This is a genomic window from Bacteroidia bacterium (assembly GCA_026932145.1).
Taxonomy (GTDB): domain Bacteria; phylum Bacteroidota; class Bacteroidia; order J057; family JAIXKT01; genus JAIXKT01.
Map to the genome: position 1 here is coordinate 23,512 of JAIXKT010000039.1, position 18,918 is coordinate 42,429.

Here is an 18,918-nt window from a genome sequence, read left to right on the forward strand (position 1 = left end):
TAAACAAAAAATGTCATTTTCTTTATCGTCTTTACCGTATCAATACGATGCATTAGAACCTTATGTAGATGCACGTACAATGGAGATTCACCACAGCAAACATCATAATGCGTATATCACAAACTTAAATAACGCATTGGAGGCTCATCCGCAGCTTCAGCAACAGGATTTAGCAACCTTAGTTTCTGATATTCAGGCTTTACCGGAAAGTATTCGTACTGCTGTGCGAAATAATGGTGGAGGCCACTGGAATCATACATTTTTTTGGAGTATCCTAACTCCAACTTCTACTAAAAAACCCGTTGGTAAATTAGCCTCAGCTATTGACTATACATTTGGTTCTTTTGAAAGCCTTCAAGATAAATTCACCAAAGCTGCTATGGGTAGGTTCGGATCCGGCTGGGCTTGGCTAATTCGTAAACCTAATGGAGAGTTGGTAATAACATCTACCCCAAATCAAGATTCACCAATTATGAATATTGCAGAAGTAGGCGGAACCCCCATTCTTGGCTTAGATGTGTGGGAACACGCATATTATCTAAATTACCAAAATAGAAGGGCTGATTACGTCAATGCTTGGTGGAATATTGTGAATTGGGAGGCTGCGGAAAATCTCTTTGCTGCTAAATCTTAATAAAAGCACATTACTAAGCCTTTACCAAATCCGGGTACTGAATCCGCTTGTGGTGAATATTTAGAACTATCCTTAAAATTTCTTCTTTAACTTTGGAAAGTTCTTTAAATGTAATACTTGAATCAACTAATTGATTATCAGAAATTTTGTAAGACACAATTTTTTGGACTAACTCTTCAATTTGTTCAGCCGTAGGGTTGTTCATGGCGCGGGAGGCAGCTTCAACAGAATCGGCTATCATCAAGATAGCCATTTCCTTAGTAGTTGGTAGGGGACCTTTGTAGCGAAAAGAATATTCTGGAACTACGACCCCTGTGTCATTCTTGATGTAGTTACGATAAAAATATTCTACGCGGGAGGTTCCATGGTGTGTTTGGATAAATTCGATAATTTCGGTTGGCATATTATAGTCTTGGGCTATTTTTACGCCGTCAGCTATATGGCTGATAATAATTTCTGCACTCTCTTGCGGGCTTAAATAACTGTGCGGATTGTAGCCACCTTGTTGATTTTCACTAAAATACTCGGGATTATTCATTTTCCCAATATCGTGAAATAATGCGCCAACTTTTACCTTTAAGCTATTTGCACCGATGCAGCGAGCAGAAGCCTCCGCAATGTTAGCAACCTGCAAACTATGCTGATATGTGCCGGGAGCTTTAATAGCTAACTCTCTCAGTATGGGATGGTTCGTATCTAATAACTCTATGTATGTTAAATCTGATGTAAAACTAAATATTTTTTCAAAAAGATAAATTATAGGATAGGCTGTTTGGGTTAAAATAACATTTAAGGCAAAAACAACCAGATTTGAATAATTAATAGCTGAAAATCGTCCATGTATATAAAGTTCATATCCAAGGTAAGTAAGACAATAGACCAGAATCATCAAGAATGATAGGTTGAATAGCTGCGAACGTTTACTAAGTACCTTTAAATTATAAACTGCCACTGTTCCTACACAGGCTTGTATAAAAAAGAACTCAAAGCCGCCTGAAATAATAATTCCCCCCAATAGGGCGACAAAAGTATTCGCAAAAAAACCAATGCGCTCATCCAAAAAAATGGTAATCATAATGGGGGCTATACACAGCGGCGCAGCATAAAATAGATTGATGTTAAAGTCCTTAACAAAAACCTGTGTGAGCTGAGAAATCCCAATCAAGATTAAAGTCATTAGCAATAGCGTTGCATAGATAAAAATCAAGCGATTATTTTGATGATAAACCTCGTAACGACTTGTAAATAAAAACAATAACAAAAGGGATGTTAAAACTGTAACCAATATTAGATGCCCTAAAAAAGAAAGCCAAACGCTGTATGGGCCACTTCTATACTCTTGTTCGTTCTCCAGAGAACGCAATATGTATCCCATTTCTGCGGTTGTTCTTTGCCCATTAGCTACGATTAATTGTCCTTTATGAATTTTTCCCTCAAATTTAGATACTGCATTGATGGCTACTTGGCGCTCTTCTTCGTATAAAACTTGGTTATAGGAATAATTTGGCTGGCAATATTTACGTAAAAGTTCTTGGATAAATTGAGCAGCTCGCGAATTAATTGAGGTAATAGTGGTATTTATCTCTTTTTCGATTTTAAAATTATCATATAATAAAGCTATTTCTACAACTTTTTCGTGGGATTCTATGATTCGTAGGGATGCAAATAAGCCATTTAGTTCAGATTTTGGGACATCAATGTAGCCTACTTCGTATATATTATCAAAGAGTTCAAGGGATTTTTTTCGGAGAGAATCTAATAAGGATTCAGGGTTAGACGAAGCCGAAATAACCGTTTTAAAGTCATCAATATCAATAGTTGGTATGTTTAAATTTAGCCGTTTTTCAACCTCATGTTCTGATAGTCCTTGTTTTAAGTCTTTTTGTATCTGAATCAGTGCTTGGAAATAATGGTCTATTTGGGCTCGATTTTGCTCTATTTGTATTGGAATTTTAATAAATACCGGATAAACACTTTCTAAGGCTGCTTGTTTATCACGCTCATAGCTAGCATCGTCTTTTCGGATAGAGAAATCAAAGGGTGCAACTAAATCCGGAGATTGCCATACTTTGCCAATTTCAAAATGAAAAATATTTCTGCTGCCACGAGGTAATAACAGCGAAATAGTTAAGATAAAGATAATGGATAAAATCCACCTACCACGAACCTCGTGCTGGTTTAGTAAATCAACGATTTTGGTTATTCGGGATAAAATTTTCCGTAAGGAACTCACTATCTATAATATTCCACACAAAAGTAAGTAGTTTGGTTTAGATTTTCAATAAAAAGCTATGGGAATAGATTTTGAAAAAAAACAAATCGTTATTCTCCGGGATGATATTTTTTGACGGCGTTTTTCCAGATAGTTTCTTTATCTAAGGTCATGGGTTTGCGTTGGTTTCGGGAAAACAATGGTAATTGGTCGCTATAATGTGGGCTATCGGGATGCCAAGAACTCCCAAAAGGAAGTATTGAGCTGATTTCTGGGCCTTTTTCGGTAAATCTTACCAATTGAATGTAGGTTTCGCCGCCAATCACTTCATAAAATCCTTTGGGGTTTAGCTTGGTGTATGTTGCCTGAATGACTTCCGGTAATCCGGCAATAGCCTTAGTTTGGTCTCCGTGTTTTACCCTTTGCAGCATCCCAAATTCCGGTGTAAGTGTTTTAAAATGAGCTAAAAGCCATTTTTGGGCTTGACGCATACTATTGACAATTTCTGCTTCGGTAAGAATAGTTCCTTCTTCTACATCTTTGAAAACTAACTTTTTTTCTTTAAATAAAGGCGCAAATGTACACGTTACGATAGCCGCATTTTTGTTGTTTACATCACCACTCATATCCCAGCCTTGAGCTATTTCTATTGCATCGCGAATATCCGGGTATTTATTGGGGTCTAATTTCCGAATAACTTCAAAGGTTTTATCCATTCCTCCATTTTTGGGATATTTGGTGTCATACTTAATTCGTTCAAATTCTTGGAATGAAATTTTTTGGTTTGTCAATAATAGTTCTCTTGACCGTAAGTCTCTGTTATTCTGGTGATTCCAGTCCATAGAGCAGGTGTGGTCATAGCGGGTAGAATCCGGGTTAGATTCTGGGCAGGTTACGTGAAATGGGGAGTTGTTGGTGTTGTAAATCAGTCCACAAGGAGGGTTTTCTACCGTAGGAAGTTCGTCAATAGAGTAATAATCAAGCCATTTTGTAGCCGAAGTATCACCGGGTAAAGCCTTTACCCAGTTGTAGTTAGGGTTTCTTTTGGGAAGTAATCCGTTAAATTTATAGAAGATATTGCCGGCTTTATCCGCATAGATGAAGTTAAACAGCGGGATTCCTTGTAGCGTTAGGGCTTTTTTGAACTCAGATAGATTTTTTGCTTTTCCCATTTCATACCATTGCTGGCTGGATAATATAATTCTACCGTGTGGAAAACGGAGGGCAAAGATTCCTTTTTTGTTGTTAATTGCGGGGCCGTACTCACACCAGTAGGCTTTTTTGTGAACTTTTATGGTAACTCCGGCTATTTTTACTTTTAAGGGTATTTTTCTAACCTCAAAATCTTTCCAAACGCCGTCATATTTGTACTGGTTTTTGTTTTTCGGGTTAATTACCATTCGATAAATATCTACGTAATCCGGCCAGTTAAAGGTAGTAGCCCAGCCTAAGTTGGGGTTAGTTCCTAATCCGGGGGTTACTGCACCCGGGAAAACGCCACCTAAGATATTCAACCCCTCATCGCTCATCAGGTGAGTTTCATGCCAAACGAAAGGGCCATCTACCGGAATATGCGGATTGATAGCCAGATAAGTAGCTCCATCTGTCGTTTTATTTTGATTTACGGCGAAGCCGTTTGAGCCTAACTGAGGGGAAAAAACAAAGTCATCCGGCTTGTTTTTCAAAATACATTGCAATGCACTACCAGTGCCGACCATACCTACCAGTACAGCGTAAGTTCCTGTTAAAATGTCTTCTTCTTCTATCGGAAAGAGTTTGGGTAATAGCCATTCTTTGGGGTGCTTTTGGGCATAGTCATTTACTCCGGCGGTGTAGGCTGCTAATAATTTTTCGTATTCCGGTGATAATAAATTTCTATATTCCCGAACGGTTTCTCGGGCTTTTATAAAGGCAACGAAGAAATCAAAACCTGCTCCTTCTTTGCCTTCTAAGATTCCGAGTTTTCCTTTTGCCAAAGCAACCATGTGCTGAATCCGGTTAAAGTCATCTTCACAATGAGTCCAAGCATGGCCGTATGCAGCACCGGCATCCGTAGGCGCATGAATATGCGGAACGCCAAAACTATCCCGAACTATGGTTATACTCTTAACATCAATAGATTGTGAATAGCTATAATAACTAACTGAATAAAAAGCTATTGTAAGGAAAAATAAGTAAATTGGTTTCACATGCCAAACTTACATAAAAAATATTGTTTCTTCAAAGCACTTAGGCTTTTGGAATACAAAAGGCTACTTTGTAGGTGCTAACAGCGATTTAATCAACCCAGTATAATCCCAATTGCCACCGTACCAACAACCATCATAAGAAAAAATCAACTTTAAATTATAGACAATAAAAATAAAAAGTAATGAATATAATAGAATCCTATACCGGTGGTTAGAAAGTTTATCCATAAAAATCCCGAATGGAAGTGAAAAAAGAGCGTAATATTCTACGTAAGGCCGGCAACCATAAGAACAGCCGTAGGTCCAGTCATGCCACGAAGCAAAAATGTAGGATAGCAGCAAAAAGTACCCCGCCATTAATAAAGACAGTTTTAAACGTAACTTCCAAATTCCAATAACCCCAATTACAAGCAAAATCACCATCGGATTAAAGATAAACAGTCCATTATTCGTTGAAAACCAGAGATTCAGTAGCTTGGGATTATATTTATTGATAAAACTTTCTGCTTCATAAGAATACACCAAATAATGACCATAGGCATATTTCCAGTAAATAAATTGAGGAATCAAGACAAACAAACCTGCTATAAAAGCAATTATGAAGCGATTTAAGTATAGCTTAAAATCACGTAATTGAACGTTAGTTACGATAAAATAACAAGGTAAAAAAATAATATTCATTGGCCTAACGGCAACAATTAAACCCGAAACTAAGCCAAATAATATAGCAGATGTTGTTTTTTTCTTTGGCTCAAAAATATCTCTTGATAAATTTAAAAATGCTGCAAATAAGAAAAAAGAATAAATATGCGACATTCCGGTATCTATTACTGAGTAATACAAAATATTGGTTCCCAAATAGGTACATAATATTGATAAAAATGCAGTGCGGATTTTTACGTAGTTAGTTAGAAAATTAAACAGAAGTATAAGAGCGCAAAATGAATAAAATACCGCAGCTATGTCAATTGCTTTCTGATAAATCAGGGAAAATCCATCCGGCGAGTGATGTAATAATTTTGCCAGAATATGGCTGCCTATAAAAAAAGGGAGTTGCATCAAGGCTACTCCATAGCTATATTTTGTTTTAATTTTTCCTTGTTGAACCAAAAATCCTTTACCGGTTTTGGCTTCAATTTCCGCAGGTAGTTTTTCTGCCTGAAAGTCATAGATAAAAAATGCCGGTAAATAAATGTAGTATCCTGCCTTATCTGCCCAAATTTCACTGTGGTAGGTAAAAACCTCAGCCTTATTATGCCTATTTAAGGTCAAAAAGACTAAGGAGGCAAATAGCAATAGTAAACTGATTATAGTGGTAATATTTTTGGATACTAATTTCATAGCCACGAAAGTACTGGTTTTAGAGAAACCAAATTGTGTAAATTAGTCAATTTCACTATTATACAAAATTATCGTTTATAGCATCTGCTATAAATGCCGTAAGCCAGATGCCTCTTTTGGGTTTAAGATAAAAATTTGGGGTTTAGAAAAACTTATTTAAGGATTGAAGTAGATTCTTCAATTTTTGTAATCAGTTGTTCTTTTATCCAAGGTTTTTTTAGGTAAACATATAGATTAGCATAGTCAAAGGCGTTTTGGACGGCAGCGTCATCAACTTGGCCGGAGAGTAAAATTTTGGCAGTTTGGGGATATCTTTCGTGTATATTGATCAAAAACTCATCTCCTTTTATTCCGGGCATTAGCCAATCAGAAATCACAAGATGAAGGTTTAAGCCACTTTCTTTCAGATAATCAATTACTTCCCATGCTTCATCAACGCTTTCGGCTACTTCATATACAAAATTATCTCCAAAAGCTTCGTACATTTGGTCAAGTAAGGTATCTAAGATAATTTTTTCATCATCAACACACAGGATTACTTTCTTTGCCATTAGCTTAGGTTAATTTAGTATTGGTAAAACAATTTGGAAAGAGGTATTTCCGGGTTGTGAGGTTACGTTAATAGTTCCGTTATGTCTATGGATAATTTTGGAGCAAATGCTTAGCCCTAATCCTGTTCCTTCGCCTTGCTGTTTAGTTGTAAAGAACGGGTCAAATATGCGATTGATAATTTCTGGTGAAATTCCGGGGCCGTTATCTGAAAATGAAATATAGATATTTTCATTTTCTTGCTTCGTAGAAATGGCTATTTTACCCTTGTTTTGCATTGCTTGTAAAGAGTTGTGCAGCAAATTTGTCCAGACTTGGCTGAGTTCGTCAGGATAACCACTTAATTTAGGAACTTGGTGGTTAAAATCAATAGAAACTGCTACTCCTTGCCTTAGTTGGCTTTGATAAATAGTGAGTACATTTTCAATATTTTCTTGAATACTAAATTCGGTTGGGATGTCTGCGTCTATTGTTTTGTAGGAGTAGCTTTTTAAGGCATATACAATTTTCTGGGTTTTGGCTACGGCAACTTCTATATTGTGGATATTTGCATAAACTCTACCGAGGTTAGTTGCGTATTCTGCGAGTATTAGGGTATTTTGGGATAGTAAAAGCGGTTTTACCTGAGCTACTTCATCAATCGTGATTCTTGACCGAACAAACCTTGGAGCTAAGGTTGTAGCTTCGGCGATGTTCCATTCTTGAAAGAGTTTCGTCATTTCTTGTATCTGGGCTCTTTCTTCACGGGTAGAAACGGGTATCCAATCTTTACTGCAAAAAGATAATAATTTTTCAAAGTAAGGTTCGATTTCTGGCGTTAATGCTTCAAAGATTGCTTTTTGGCTACTTACAATTTCTGGAATTGCACGGGATAGAAAATTAGCTACTCCTTTTACTGCGCCAATAGGAGTATTGATTTCGTGCGCAATTCCGGCAACCAAATTCCCTAATGTAGCCATCTTTTCAATATGAATTAGTTGATTTTGAGTGGTTTTTAATTCTTCATAGGCGTTTTCTAACTCAATTTTTTGGGTAACTAAGGTTTGGTTAGCATCTGTTAGTTCTTTGCCACTGATTTCCATAGAACGCTCTAAGCGTTCTTGGGTTTCTTCATAATGCTGATATGTCTCGCTAATTGCTTCAAAAAGAGGCTCATATTTCTGCGCAACTTTGGGAGAGTCCCCTAAATTCTTTTTTATTTGTCTCTGTAAAAGCTTGTGAAGCAACATATTCTTTAAGTGGGCAAAAATAACTAAGTTTAAAATGCTTTCCTATGTTATTTCTGTAAATAATTTATTTTAAAAAAAATAGTCGTAGCTTAAAAACTATTGAAACAAAATCAGAAACTACCGTAAAAACATCGGTTGTACAAAGGATTTAGCAAGGAGTATGAATATTTATTTTGAAAAGCAGCAAACTGCGTTCAAGTAATAATTATGATTACGTCATTTGTTTGGGTGATATTTTCTATTGTTTAGCTTTCAAGTATTTGTAATTTAGCCAAATGAATCAGGAAACGGCTTTTGAGGCTGATATTTCGCCTGAGTTGCAGCCTACTCGGCAAGCGGATAGGACGTGGCGTTGGTGGAGTTTGGCAGCATTATGGGTTGGAATGTCCGTTTGTATTCCAACGTACTTATTGGGTTCTTATATGATTCAGGGAGGGCTTTTGTGGTGGGAGTCCTTGTTAATCATTGCGTTGGCTAATATTGTTATTGCATTTCCGATGACCTTGAATGCCCATGCAGGTACTCGGTTTGGGATTTCGTTTCCGGTAGCGGCACGGGCAGCTTTTGGCTATCGGGGCGTTCATCTACCGGCACTCTTGCGGGCTTTGGTAGCCTGCGGCTGGTTCGGTGTCCAAACATGGGTTGGCGGATTAGCCATAGACTCAATCATTACCACTATACTTGGATTACCCACTGAAAGCAGCCTAACCATTTCTAAATTCATCTCCTTTGGGATTTTCTGGTGTATGAATGTTTATTTTATCTGGAAAGGAACAGAAAGTATTAAGTGGTTAGAAATCATCTCGGCACCGGTTCTGTTGGTGTTAGGAATGGTCTTAATCGGCTGGGGCTGGCAACATGCCGGAGGCTTCTCTAAGGTGTTAGATGCTGGCTATCTTTTTCAAAAACAGCCTATTGCAAAATTAACAGATTCAACATTGCAGTTAAATTTGCTCAAAAATGAATCTGGTAAAAACCGGGCTACCCAGTTTAGGGTTCAATATCAACAGGATAATTATCAACAAACAACTCTTTGGCAGCCGATTGCCGAAAATGCCCAAATCACGTTACCGGCTGAACGTTTTCAGCATGAAATTGCCGTTCAAGTCTGCGGCTACGATACTACCCGCCAAAGTTCATGGTTTACGATCCAAAAGACCAATACAATATCTACGCAAACTTCGGTTTGGGAATATCTGATGTGGCTAAACGCAATGATTGGATTTTGGGCAACTATGGCACTGAGTATCAGCGATATTTCAAGATTTGCATATTCTCAAAAAGACCAATTTTATGGCCAAATAGCCGGTTTACCGACCACCATGACCTTGTATTCTTTTGTTGGAATTTTTGTAACCTATGCGGCAGTGCTTATTTTTCAGGATATATTTTTTGCCCAAGATGCTCCTTGGGATCCCGTCTCATTGATAGCTAAGATTAACTCTCCGGTTGTTATCATCGTTGCACAAATATTGATTTTGATAGCTACTTTAAGTACCAATATTGCAGCAAACATCATCGCACCGGCTAATGCAATTGCTAATTTTTGGGGTAGAAAAATGCCTATTCGAAAAGCGGGGCTGATAGCCGCTATCTTGGGAATCTTAGCCTGCCCTTGGTGGTTGATTTCTGAAATCAGCAGTATCTTACTGATAATCAGCGCAGCACTTGGCCCCGCATTGGGAATCTTACTCTGTGATTATTGGATTATTCGCAAAACAAACCTGCAAATAGACGCACTATACCAAAAACAAGGTCAATATTGGTACCAAAATGGCTGGAATATTGCCGCCTTAAAGGCAAATATGATTGGAGTCTTCATCGCTCTGATAGGATATTGGTTTGCTCCGTTGCAAGTATTATATCAAGTTTCTTGGTTCAGCGGCAGCATCAGCGCAGCAGTTATTTACTGGTGGCTTATGCAGAAGACAATTCAGCAACCGAAAACATGAAACGGCTAAAATACTGCTTCCAAATATTTTTTATATCAGTAATATCTTGTTTTTCATATAGTTGTAAAAATACTACGAATCAAGATGAGCGGGTATTTCGGTTTAATATGCCGTATAATCTGCCGTCTTTAGACCCGGCTTACGCCCGCGACCAAGCCACAACATGGATGACCACCCAGTTATTTTCCGGCTTAGTAGAGTTAGATTCCAGTCTGCAAATAGTTCCGCTATTAGCTAAACGGTGGGAAATTTTGGATAATGGACTTAGGTATAAATTTATATTACGCTCCGATGTCTTTTTTCATGAACACGCCATTTGGCAAGGCACTCCTCCAAAACTAACTGCCCACGATGTAGTATATTCTTTTACCCGAATATGTAACCCCAAAACTGCTTCTCCCGGACTTTGGATATTTCAGGATAAAATTCAGGGGTTTTCAGCATATTATCAAGGTAAAGAAAATATTATTAGCGGCTTCCGTGCAGATAACGACACTACATTTATCATTGAATTAGTAAAGCCTTTTCCACCGTTATTATCTTTATTAGCAATGCCTTATGCTTACATCGTTCCTAAAGCTGCGGTAGAAAAATTTGGTAAAGATTTTAGAATTAACCCAATAGGGACAGGCCCATTTTGCTTCAAATATTGGGAAGAAAGCAGACAATTAATCTTATTGCGCAATGAACATTATTTTGAGGTTGAGCAGAATCAGCGAATCCCCTATCTATCAGCCATAGAAGTCCGGTTTATCCCAAGCCGACTAACTGCTTTTCATGAGTTTTGCCGAGGTAATTTTGACTTTCATAACGGCTTAGACCCATCATTCAAAGATGAACTACTGAGCAGCAACGGCGAGATTCAGCCTGCATTTAAAAACCGGTTTCAGATAACCATATCCCCACAATTAAACACAGAATACTTGGCAATATTGCAAAACGATACCTCCAAAAATACCGAATTACAAAATGTTTTGGTACGAAAAGCAATTTCATATTCTATTGATAGAGAGGGAATTGTGCGGTATTTATTGAATGGAATCGGGACTCCGGCTCATGCTGGTTTTTTGCCCTTGGGAATGCCGGGCTTTGATAGCAGCACCGTCGTTGGATACCGATACAACCCAGAAAAATCAAAGGAATTATTGCAAGAAGCAGGCTATCCGGAGGGAAAAGGATTACCGGTTTTTCCGATTGCGACCAACCCAAACTACTTGGCAATGGCAGAGTTTATCCAACGAAACTTAGCCGACATCGGAATCCGAACTACTATCAACTTATTAGAAAGTGCTACCCTGCGGGAACAACTGGGGAAACAGCAGGTTCCTATGTGGCGCGCCAGTTGGATTGCAGATTATCCCGACCCAGAAAACTATTTAGCATTATTTTACTCCCCAAACTTTGCCCCCAAAGGCCCAAATACAACCCACTTTAAAGACCCAAACCTTGATTCCCTGTATCAGCAAGCATTAAACGAAACATCGTTTGAAAAAAGAATCAAATTATACCAACAGCAGGAAAAAATTATTATAGAAAACTGCCCTGCAATATTTCTCTATTATGACAAAATCCTGAGATTAACCCAACCCAATATTACCGGATTATCTGTAAATCCAATCAATTTACTTGTTTTAAAAAAAGTACGCAAGCAAAAACCAATAAAAAGATGATTGGCTATGGTTTAGAAAAAATGAAAGTGAAGCGATTTAAACTTTTTTACTTTCTACTACTTGAAAAATAACCCGACCCAAAAATTTAGGTTGTGGTTCAGAAAGTATGATGAAGTTTTGGGGAATAAGGACTAACTCTATCGCTTATGCCGAAAGTCAAACTAAGGGTTACTTGCCCTTATTGTTGAAACACAAAAATATCTAAAAAACAAATATAAATAACTCATTACGACCCCAGAAACAGAAGATTTATCAGGAGGGCTACTTGCTTTTCCAAGAAAACAGAAAACTATGATACTATGATTGTAATAATGATTCACCAATGAAATCATAGCTTTCATACTTTCTGAGTTATAACCAATAGTATCCCCAGAAATTAAACTATACTAAATATTTTAGAGACATTTTATTACAGGGAAATTTCTATTTTTGCGGCAAATAGAAATATGTATTGGACATTAGAATTAGCCTCTCATTTAGAAGATGCACCTTGGCCGGCAACTAAAGAAGAATTGGTTGATTATGCCGTGCGTACAGGCGCTCCATTAGAAGTTATCGAAAACTTAAACGAACTGGCTGATGAAGATATGCCCTATGAAAGCATAGAAGAAATTTGGCCGGATTACCCAACAAAAGAAGACTTTCTCTTTAATGACGACGAATATTGATATTCTAAAAATAGTTTAATAACTATTGGGTTATATCTTCTTGCTAAGTAGGAAAAACTATTCGGTAAGTCTTTTGTTTTTGTACTGTTTTGGAGGATTGTTTTCTGTAAAAGCCCAGACATCTTTTCAGAATTTTTTCGTAAAAAACAGCCAATATCTTTTAGAGACCGCTCTTACAGTACGGCCTTATAGCCGTGATAGTTTGTGGGTTGTGGTGGGTTTTCCATTAGCAGACTCTTTAAAATTACTCCCCGATGAGCAGAAAGTAGCTTTACATTTAACAGTTTATTTGCAGTCAAATAATAAACATCCATTTAGAGAGTATTCTTTTTCGTTTAATCAATACGTTGGTGCTGAATCTATTGGCGGAAATTGGGGGAGTGTAGCGAGCAAAATACCTATTCCACCGGAATATTTTACAATAGAATCTGAGTTAACTATTTTAAAATTAAAAGGATATAATAGATTTTATTCGGCACATCCGGCTTCATTTCGCTGGAACTTATCAGTAGTTACCCCCCAAAACCAACCACTCTCTTTTTACAATGACTCTATACGAATAGATAATTCAGGTAAACAAGTGTTGGTTGATGAATATATGATTATTAATAAGTTACCGAATCCGCCTTACTATGTTTTTAGAAGGAAAAATATAGTTTTGCAGCCCGTAATCCGTAATAAGGTGCTTCCTACCCCAATCAAATACTTTCCCAATAATGCCGGAGGTGTTATTTTAAAAAACAATACCGCTGATACCTTAAACTGTCTGTTGTTTTTTGGGAATGCAGATTTTCCCGAACCAACTACTCTTTTTGGGCTAATAAATCCATTGGGTTATATTTGTTCTTCTGCTGAGATGCGTTACTTTCGGGAAGATCCTTCTAAGAGAAAATTAGATGAATTTTGGTTAGATGTTGGGGGAAATGCGGCACGCGCACGTGAACGTATTTCCATTTTTTATGAACAAGTAGCTATGAGTAATCGCTTGTTTACGGATTTTAGACCCGGATATTTAACCGATAGAGGTATGATTAGGTGCGTCTTTGGCCGCCCTGATGCTATTATTTATCAACCGAATAAGGAAGTTTGGATATACGAGGCTATACCCGGCCAAACCAACTCTACCAAATTCACCTTTATCCGATACCCGCACCAGCTAACCGCAAACTACTTTGAAGTCGTGCGAGACCCAAGTTATGAAACACTCTGGTTCCAAACTATCAATAACTTACGAAATGGAATTATCAAAAAATAGCCTACTTTTAATTGGGTTTCAGGCAGTTTATGAAGCGATTGCAGCCGGAAAAACAATCGAAAAACTCTGGATAAAAAATGATTTAGCCAGTGAACACTGGAAAAATCTAAAACCGCTATTGCAGGAGCACCAAATCCGTTGGCAGGCCGTTCCTATAGAAAAGTTGAATCAACTTACCCGAAAGGCTTCTCATCAAGGAATTGTAGCCCTAATTAGCCAAATTACGTATGTTTCTTTTGAGGATACAATTCAAAATCTGCTTGAGGCAAAAAAAAATCCATTTATAGCTTTATTAGACGGTATTACTGACGTGCGGAATGTGGGAGCTATTGCCAGAACCTGTTTAGGATTGGGAGTAGATTTATTGGTATTGCCTCAGCAGTATGCTGTTACCATCACATCAGATGCCATAAAAACTTCTTCCGGAGCGTTATTGCATTTACCCATAGCGCGGGTTTCCCATATCCTTGACGCAGTATATTATCTAAAACAAACCGGAATTCAGGTCGTAGCTATATCCGAAAAAGGTAAAAATCAATACTTTGACCAAAGTTATACTGTGCCTACAGCGATTATTTTGGGATCTGAAGAAAAAGGAATTTCTGGGCGAGTTTTGGCAGAATCGAATTTAGTTGTCAAAATTCCCATGAACCACAAAATAGCCTCCTTAAACGTTTCGGTTGCAGCCGGTATCATAATTGCAGAAATATCCCGACAAAGAATAACTATTCAATCTGAATTTTAACTAAATTGTATAGTTTTTAACCCCAAAATAATCACTATAATTCATTGATAATCAGCTAAAAAATATAATTTTCAACATATAGTAAAAAAACACTTTTGTTTCGCATAAATTATAATAAAATGTTAATTTCGCGAAAAATTTAGCTATGCGGGCATTGCACCAACTTGTTCAATCTTTATCCAAGGAGGAAAAACGCCTTTATACAGTCCATGGCCGTCAGTCCAATATCCGTAAGATATATCAAAACTATCTGAAGATGGAGGAGTTTTCTCGCACCACAGATAAGCAGATATATGAAGAGGACTTCTCAAACTTCTCAAAGGCATACTATTCTCTGTTAAAACGAGATTTATTAGATGATGTATTAGCTGTGTTGTTAGAATATTCTAACCAAGATAATCCTGATTACAAATTCATTCGGCTGTATTCAAAAACCCGACTATTGGTTTTGAGAGGGCACGGAGAAGCCGTAGAAATGTACATAGAAGAATTAACAACCTTAGCCGAAGAACTAAATGTACCCGAATTTCAGCTTTTAATAGCGCATTTACAAAGAGAGTTGGTGCTATTTAATCCCAAAATGACTTTGGAGCGCTGGGAAAAAATCGTTACCGAAGAAGATAAATCTAAGGCTACTTTAAGCCAAATCAACCCAATCTCACGGATAGAAATTGCATTTAAACTATTACAAAATAACCCGGAAGGGAACGAGCCGGAAGTCATTCGCTCTCAGGCACAAAGCTATCATAATCAGCTAAAAACGATAATCAGCCAGTCAAAAGATAGTGAACAACTGTTTGATTGTACCGAGCTTGAGCTACTGTATCTACAAATAACCCGGCAGTATGAGGTGCTGCACCAAAGAGCATTATCTTTATACAAAGAATGGGAAAAACATTCATTATCAGATATTCACCGTATTCGTGCCTTATCTTGGTTAATGCAAGCATCTTTGCGGGTAGGAGATTTTTTGCAACTGCAAGGCCTTATTTACAAAATATCCAGAGAGCTTTCCCAACTTGATGCCGAAACATTACCTTACCTTAACGAATACCGCGAAATAGCGGCATTGTATTATTTCTACGAAAACGAATTAACCGCTGCCACTAAAGAATTAGAGGCTATCTTAAGCCAACCCAAACTATCTTCAAGCAGTTTACAGCGTATTCTCATTTACTACGCAGTTGTTACCCTAACGGCGAGTTTACCCAATCTCGCAGAACAAGCTATACAGCGTTTTCGCCAAGAATTTCCGGAAACCCACCTACATTGGTTATTAGCCATCTTTGAAGTTCTGATTAAAATTGACCAAAATACCAGTAAAGAAAAAATCACCAAAATGGTTGATACCATTCAGGTACGGCTAAAACAAGTAGATAACCAAAAAAATACCCGAAGCTATCGGGCTTCCATTAAATTGATAGGTTTATTTTTAGATAAAAAAAATCTACCTGTTACCAAGCCCATTTCAGTTTTACCGGAAGATTGGGAACCTATTATCCGTGTAGATCTCTGGATATTAGCCAAAAAGAAGAATAAGTTTTATCACGAACTTATCTCACAGACATGGCAACAGCGCAAAAAGGTTTATTAGCCGTTTTAGTTAGTATTTTATTGCTAACGGCGTGTGTTGGTTCTCGAAATGTAACCGGCTACCGTCCGCAATTACTCAATATTTCTGGATATACAGCCACAGATTCCGCTATTGTTGCAATCATAGCTCCGTATCACGCCCAATTATCTACCCAGATGAGCCGAGTTATTGGTGAAAGTGCTAAAGAAATGGCCAGAGAAAAAGTAGAATCTGCACTCGGTAACTTTGTCGCAGATTTATTTCTGCAAGAAGCCTCTCAAACTTTCCATATATCAGCAGATGCCAGTTTGCTCACTATTGGCGGCTTACGTGCTCCTTTGCCTAAAGGAAAAATTACCGTAGGAGACATATTCGAACTTTCTCCTTTTGAAAACGAAATGGTGTTGCTTTCCATCAACGGAAAAATATTGCAGCAGATTTTAGATATTCTGGCTACAGACCAAAAAGCCGCAGTAGGAAACATCCGCTTCATAATCCAAAACCAGCGAGCAGTCAATATCACCGTTAATGGCTTTCCGTTAGAAGAACAGCAAACTTACCAAATTATTACCTACGACTACCTTGCTAACGGCGGCGATAAATTATCACCGCTCATAGAAGCCGAAAAACGTCAAAACTTAGGAATTACAGTACGCGACTTAATAATCCGCCACATCGAAAGACTACAGCAGGAAGGAAAAAAAATTGATGCTAACTTAGACGGTCGTGTACAAATCCGATAAATTAAGCCAGTATTTATACTGAATAATTCCTAAAAAATCTACCCTATAAAACCAACTCACCCAAGCCCAATTTTACTTAAACTTGCGAAATCAATTTGTATTAAATCTAAATGAGTTTAGTTGTTGTTGGTTCTGTAGCCTTTGACGCTATTGAGACACCTTACGGTAAAACCGATAAAATCATCGGTGGAGCTGCTACGTTTATTTGTTTTTCTGCCTCAACGTTTTTGCGCCCAATTGGTTTAGTAAGCGTTGTAGGGGGAGATTATCCTCAAAGTGCCTTAGATATGTTTCGAGAAAAAGGCGTTGATTTAGTAGGCTTAGAAATTAAACCACAAGAAAAATCTTTTTTTTGGTCAGGAAAATATAATACTGACCTAAACACCCGCGAAACCTTAGCTACTGAACTAAACGTCTTAGCTACATTTCAGCCTAAAGTTCCTGAAACTCACCAGAATAGCGATTTTTTGATGCTGGGAAACCTCACACCGGATATACAACGCAGCGTTATTCATCAGATGAAAAAACGCCCCAAGCTAATTGTGATGGATACAATGAACTTTTGGATGGATATTGCCTTAGATTCTCTGCTCCAAACGATACGAGAAGTGGATGTATTGACGATTAATGATGAAGAGGCGCGCCAACTTTCCGGTGAATATTCATTAAAAAAGGCAGCCCGTAAGATATTATCTATGGGTCCTAAATATCTGATTATCAAGAAGGGAGAGCACGGCGCATTGTTGTTTCATGAAAACGGCTTATTTTATGCTCCGGCACTTCCGATAGAAGACGTTTTTGACCCAACCGGTGCTGGGGATACTTTTGCCGGCGGCTTTATCGGGTGGTTAGCCAAAACGGGAGATTTGAGCTTTGAAAACTTCAAGCGTGCGGTTATCTATGGTTCTGCCCTCGCAAGTTTCTGTGTAGAACAATTTGGTACTCAGCGGTTAGAAACCCTAACCCAGCCGGAAGTCGTGCAACGTGCCCAAGAATTTGCAAACCTCGTTCAGTTTAATCTATAAAAATGCCAAAATCACTCGAAAAAATCGAAACAAAGGCACCCAAAGACCTCAACAAAGCGGAAACTAAGGCCGAAACAACCAAGTTAGCGCAGGAATTAGGAGAGCTCCAAGCGGTTTTGTATGCTATGCAAAAACATAGCTTACTCATTGTGCTGCAAGGCTTAGATGCCTCCGGAAAAGACGGTGCCGTTAAAGAAGTATTTGCCGGAATAAACCCAATGGGCTGCTTAGTTACACCATTTAAAAAACCAACCGAAGAAGAACTAAGCCACGACTTCCTATGGCGCGTACATAAACACACACCGGCACGCGGTATGATTCAAATTTTCAATAGATCGCATTATGAAGATGTACTCATAACCCGTGTTCATGGCTGGATTGACAACGAAACTACCAAAAAGAGGTTTCAATACATCAATTCTTTTGAAGAACTTTTGCAGGAAAGAGATACGCATATTTTGAAGTTTTATCTACATATCTCTCACGAAGAGCAGGCGCAGCGCTTTGAAGAACGCTTAGTAAACCCCGAAAAACGCTGGAAATACCGCCCCGAAGACCTCCTTGAATCCAAACATTGGGATAAATACCGAGAATGCTACGAAGAGATTTTTGAAAAATGCTCTCCGGAGATTCCGTGGCATATCGTACCTTCAGACCAAAATTGGTATAAAGAATACTATATCGCTAAAACAATCGTAGAGAAGCTACGGTCGTTGAAGTTAGAATACCCTGTGATGTAGCTTAGCTCTTGGGCTTACGCTTGTATTGGCAGCAAGTGTGTAAGTTCTTGTAGCTTTCTTCATCTCCATAATACAGTTCTGTGTCGTATCCGGATTTTGCAACTGCTTGTTGTACTTTTTCCGGTGAGGTTACAGAATTGTGGTAAATTACGTGCATTTTGTGCGTTCCTTTATTCCATACGGCAGACTTTACACCCTCTATTCGTGCAGCCTTTTCGATGGTTTTTTTACACATATTACAGTTTCCCCAAACCTCAAATGTCGTTTCCGACCGGTCAGCGTTCTTGGACTGCTTGTCCTTTTGAGCAAACGTAGCCAAGACCACCGAAAAACTTAATAGCATTGAAATAAGTAGTTTCATAATTTTTCTAAAATCAGTACAAAAATACACAT

General features: G+C 38.0%; 16 protein-coding genes. 10 read left to right on the forward strand and 6 right to left on the reverse strand.

Translation table 11 applies throughout. From position 1 onward, the window contains the following. Positions 1 to 10 precede the first annotated feature (10 nt). Positions 11 to 634 carry a superoxide dismutase gene (locus tag LC115_08970; protein ID MCZ2356800.1) on the forward strand — a complete coding sequence of 208 codons (624 nt, stop codon included), beginning with the start codon at positions 11 to 13 and terminating at the stop codon, positions 632 to 634. A gap of 13 nt (positions 635 to 647) precedes the next feature. Here the strand turns inward: LC115_08970 and LC115_08975 are convergent, their stop codons facing one another. The 5 genes from LC115_08975 to LC115_08995 all read right to left on the reverse strand — a co-directional run bounded on the left by LC115_08975 (position 648) and on the right by LC115_08995 (position 8,154). Then, a complete protein-coding gene (locus tag LC115_08975; protein MCZ2356801.1) occupies positions 648 to 2,867 on the reverse strand; it encodes an HDIG domain-containing protein in 2,220 nt (739 codons plus the stop codon). A gap of 89 nt (positions 2,868 to 2,956) precedes the next feature. Continuing rightward, positions 2,957 to 5,035 (reverse strand): penicillin acylase family protein, encoded by a 2,079-nt coding sequence (locus tag LC115_08980; GenBank protein ID MCZ2356802.1) that lies wholly within the window; start codon positions 5,033 to 5,035, stop codon positions 2,957 to 2,959. Positions 5,036 to 5,098: 63 nt separating this feature from the next. After that, positions 5,099 to 6,376, reverse strand: a complete 1,278-nt coding sequence (locus LC115_08985; GenBank protein ID MCZ2356803.1) for a hypothetical protein — start codon at positions 6,374 to 6,376, stop codon at positions 5,099 to 5,101. 152 nt (positions 6,377 to 6,528) lie between these two features. After that, positions 6,529 to 6,927 carry a response regulator gene (locus tag LC115_08990; protein MCZ2356804.1) on the reverse strand — a complete coding sequence of 133 codons (399 nt, stop codon included), beginning with the start codon at positions 6,925 to 6,927 and terminating at the stop codon, positions 6,529 to 6,531. A 9-nt stretch (positions 6,928 to 6,936) separates the two neighbouring features. Then, positions 6,937 to 8,154, reverse strand: a complete 1,218-nt coding sequence (locus LC115_08995) for a GHKL domain-containing protein (GenBank protein ID MCZ2356805.1) — start codon at positions 8,152 to 8,154, stop codon at positions 6,937 to 6,939. A 275-nt stretch (positions 8,155 to 8,429) separates the two neighbouring features. Here LC115_08995 and LC115_09000 point away from each other — a divergent pair, with 275 nt between their 5' ends. From LC115_09000 to LC115_09040, 9 genes are all read left to right on the forward strand, one after another. Further along, positions 8,430 to 10,106 carry a cytosine permease gene (locus LC115_09000; protein MCZ2356806.1) on the forward strand — a complete coding sequence of 559 codons (1,677 nt, stop codon included), beginning with the start codon at positions 8,430 to 8,432 and terminating at the stop codon, positions 10,104 to 10,106. Positions 10,107 to 10,213: 107 nt separating this feature from the next. Then, positions 10,214 to 11,776 carry an ABC transporter substrate-binding protein gene (locus tag LC115_09005; GenBank protein ID MCZ2356807.1) on the forward strand — a complete coding sequence of 521 codons (1,563 nt, stop codon included), beginning with the start codon at positions 10,214 to 10,216 and terminating at the stop codon, positions 11,774 to 11,776. A 446-nt stretch (positions 11,777 to 12,222) separates the two neighbouring features. After that, positions 12,223 to 12,444: a DUF2795 domain-containing protein gene (locus LC115_09010; protein MCZ2356808.1), complete on the forward strand. Its 222-nt coding sequence runs from the start codon at positions 12,223 to 12,225 to the stop codon at positions 12,442 to 12,444. A 97-nt stretch (positions 12,445 to 12,541) separates the two neighbouring features. Beyond that, positions 12,542 to 13,699 (forward strand): GWxTD domain-containing protein, encoded by a 1,158-nt coding sequence (locus LC115_09015; protein ID MCZ2356809.1) that lies wholly within the window; start codon positions 12,542 to 12,544, stop codon positions 13,697 to 13,699. Next, on the forward strand, positions 13,680 to 14,444 hold the full coding sequence (gene rlmB / locus LC115_09020) for a 23S rRNA (guanosine(2251)-2'-O)-methyltransferase RlmB (GenBank protein ID MCZ2356810.1): 765 nt from the start codon (positions 13,680 to 13,682) through the stop codon (positions 14,442 to 14,444). Before LC115_09015 ends, rlmB begins: the two co-directional genes overlap by 20 nt. Before the next feature lie 145 nt (positions 14,445 to 14,589). Then, on the forward strand, positions 14,590 to 16,038 hold the full coding sequence (locus tag LC115_09025) for a hypothetical protein (protein MCZ2356811.1): 1,449 nt from the start codon (positions 14,590 to 14,592) through the stop codon (positions 16,036 to 16,038). Next, the gene (locus tag LC115_09030) at positions 16,011 to 16,760 is read left to right on the forward strand and encodes a 5'-nucleotidase C-terminal domain-containing protein (GenBank protein ID MCZ2356812.1); all 750 of its coding nucleotides are present in this window, start codon (positions 16,011 to 16,013) and stop codon (positions 16,758 to 16,760) included. Before LC115_09025 ends, LC115_09030 begins: the two co-directional genes overlap by 28 nt. Before the next feature lie 110 nt (positions 16,761 to 16,870). Next, positions 16,871 to 17,785, forward strand: a complete 915-nt coding sequence (locus tag LC115_09035) for a PfkB family carbohydrate kinase (protein ID MCZ2356813.1) — start codon at positions 16,871 to 16,873, stop codon at positions 17,783 to 17,785. 2 nt (positions 17,786 to 17,787) lie between these two features. Next, complete coding sequence (locus LC115_09040; protein MCZ2356814.1) at positions 17,788 to 18,525, forward strand: polyphosphate kinase; 738 nt, start codon at positions 17,788 to 17,790, stop codon at positions 18,523 to 18,525. A gap of 1 nt (position 18,526) precedes the next feature. On the opposite strand, the gene LC115_09045 is transcribed toward LC115_09040, so the two are convergent. Continuing rightward, positions 18,527 to 18,886: a cation transporter gene (locus LC115_09045; GenBank protein ID MCZ2356815.1), complete on the reverse strand. Its 360-nt coding sequence runs from the start codon at positions 18,884 to 18,886 to the stop codon at positions 18,527 to 18,529. Positions 18,887 to 18,918 lie beyond the last annotated feature (32 nt).

Bases quoted from the DNA above. Each gene is read 5' to 3' on its own strand.
- LC115_08990 (MCZ2356804.1), bottom strand. From the start codon at position 6,927: ATGGCAAAGAAAGTAATCCTGTGTGTTGATGATGAAAAAATTATCTTA.
- LC115_09045 (MCZ2356815.1), bottom strand. From the start codon at position 18,886: ATGAAACTACTTATTTCAATGCTATTAAGTTTTTCGGTGGTCTTGGCT.
- rlmB (MCZ2356810.1), top strand. From the start codon at position 13,680: ATGGAATTATCAAAAAATAGCCTACTTTTAATTGGGTTTCAGGCAGTT.
- LC115_09005 (MCZ2356807.1), top strand. From the start codon at position 10,214: ATGCCGTATAATCTGCCGTCTTTAGACCCGGCTTACGCCCGCGACCAA.
- LC115_08995 (MCZ2356805.1), bottom strand. From the start codon at position 8,154: ATGTTGCTTCACAAGCTTTTACAGAGACAAATAAAAAAGAATTTAGGG.
- LC115_09025 (MCZ2356811.1), top strand. From the start codon at position 14,590: ATGCGGGCATTGCACCAACTTGTTCAATCTTTATCCAAGGAGGAAAAA.
- LC115_08985 (MCZ2356803.1), bottom strand. From the start codon at position 6,376: ATGAAATTAGTATCCAAAAATATTACCACTATAATCAGTTTACTATTG.
- LC115_09030 (MCZ2356812.1), top strand. From the start codon at position 16,011: ATGGCAACAGCGCAAAAAGGTTTATTAGCCGTTTTAGTTAGTATTTTA.
- LC115_09035 (MCZ2356813.1), top strand. From the start codon at position 16,871: ATGAGTTTAGTTGTTGTTGGTTCTGTAGCCTTTGACGCTATTGAGACA.
- LC115_09010 (MCZ2356808.1), top strand. From the start codon at position 12,223: ATGTATTGGACATTAGAATTAGCCTCTCATTTAGAAGATGCACCTTGG.
- LC115_09040 (MCZ2356814.1), top strand. From the start codon at position 17,788: ATGCCAAAATCACTCGAAAAAATCGAAACAAAGGCACCCAAAGACCTC.
- LC115_08970 (MCZ2356800.1), top strand. From the start codon at position 11: ATGTCATTTTCTTTATCGTCTTTACCGTATCAATACGATGCATTAGAA.
- LC115_09000 (MCZ2356806.1), top strand. From the start codon at position 8,430: ATGAATCAGGAAACGGCTTTTGAGGCTGATATTTCGCCTGAGTTGCAG.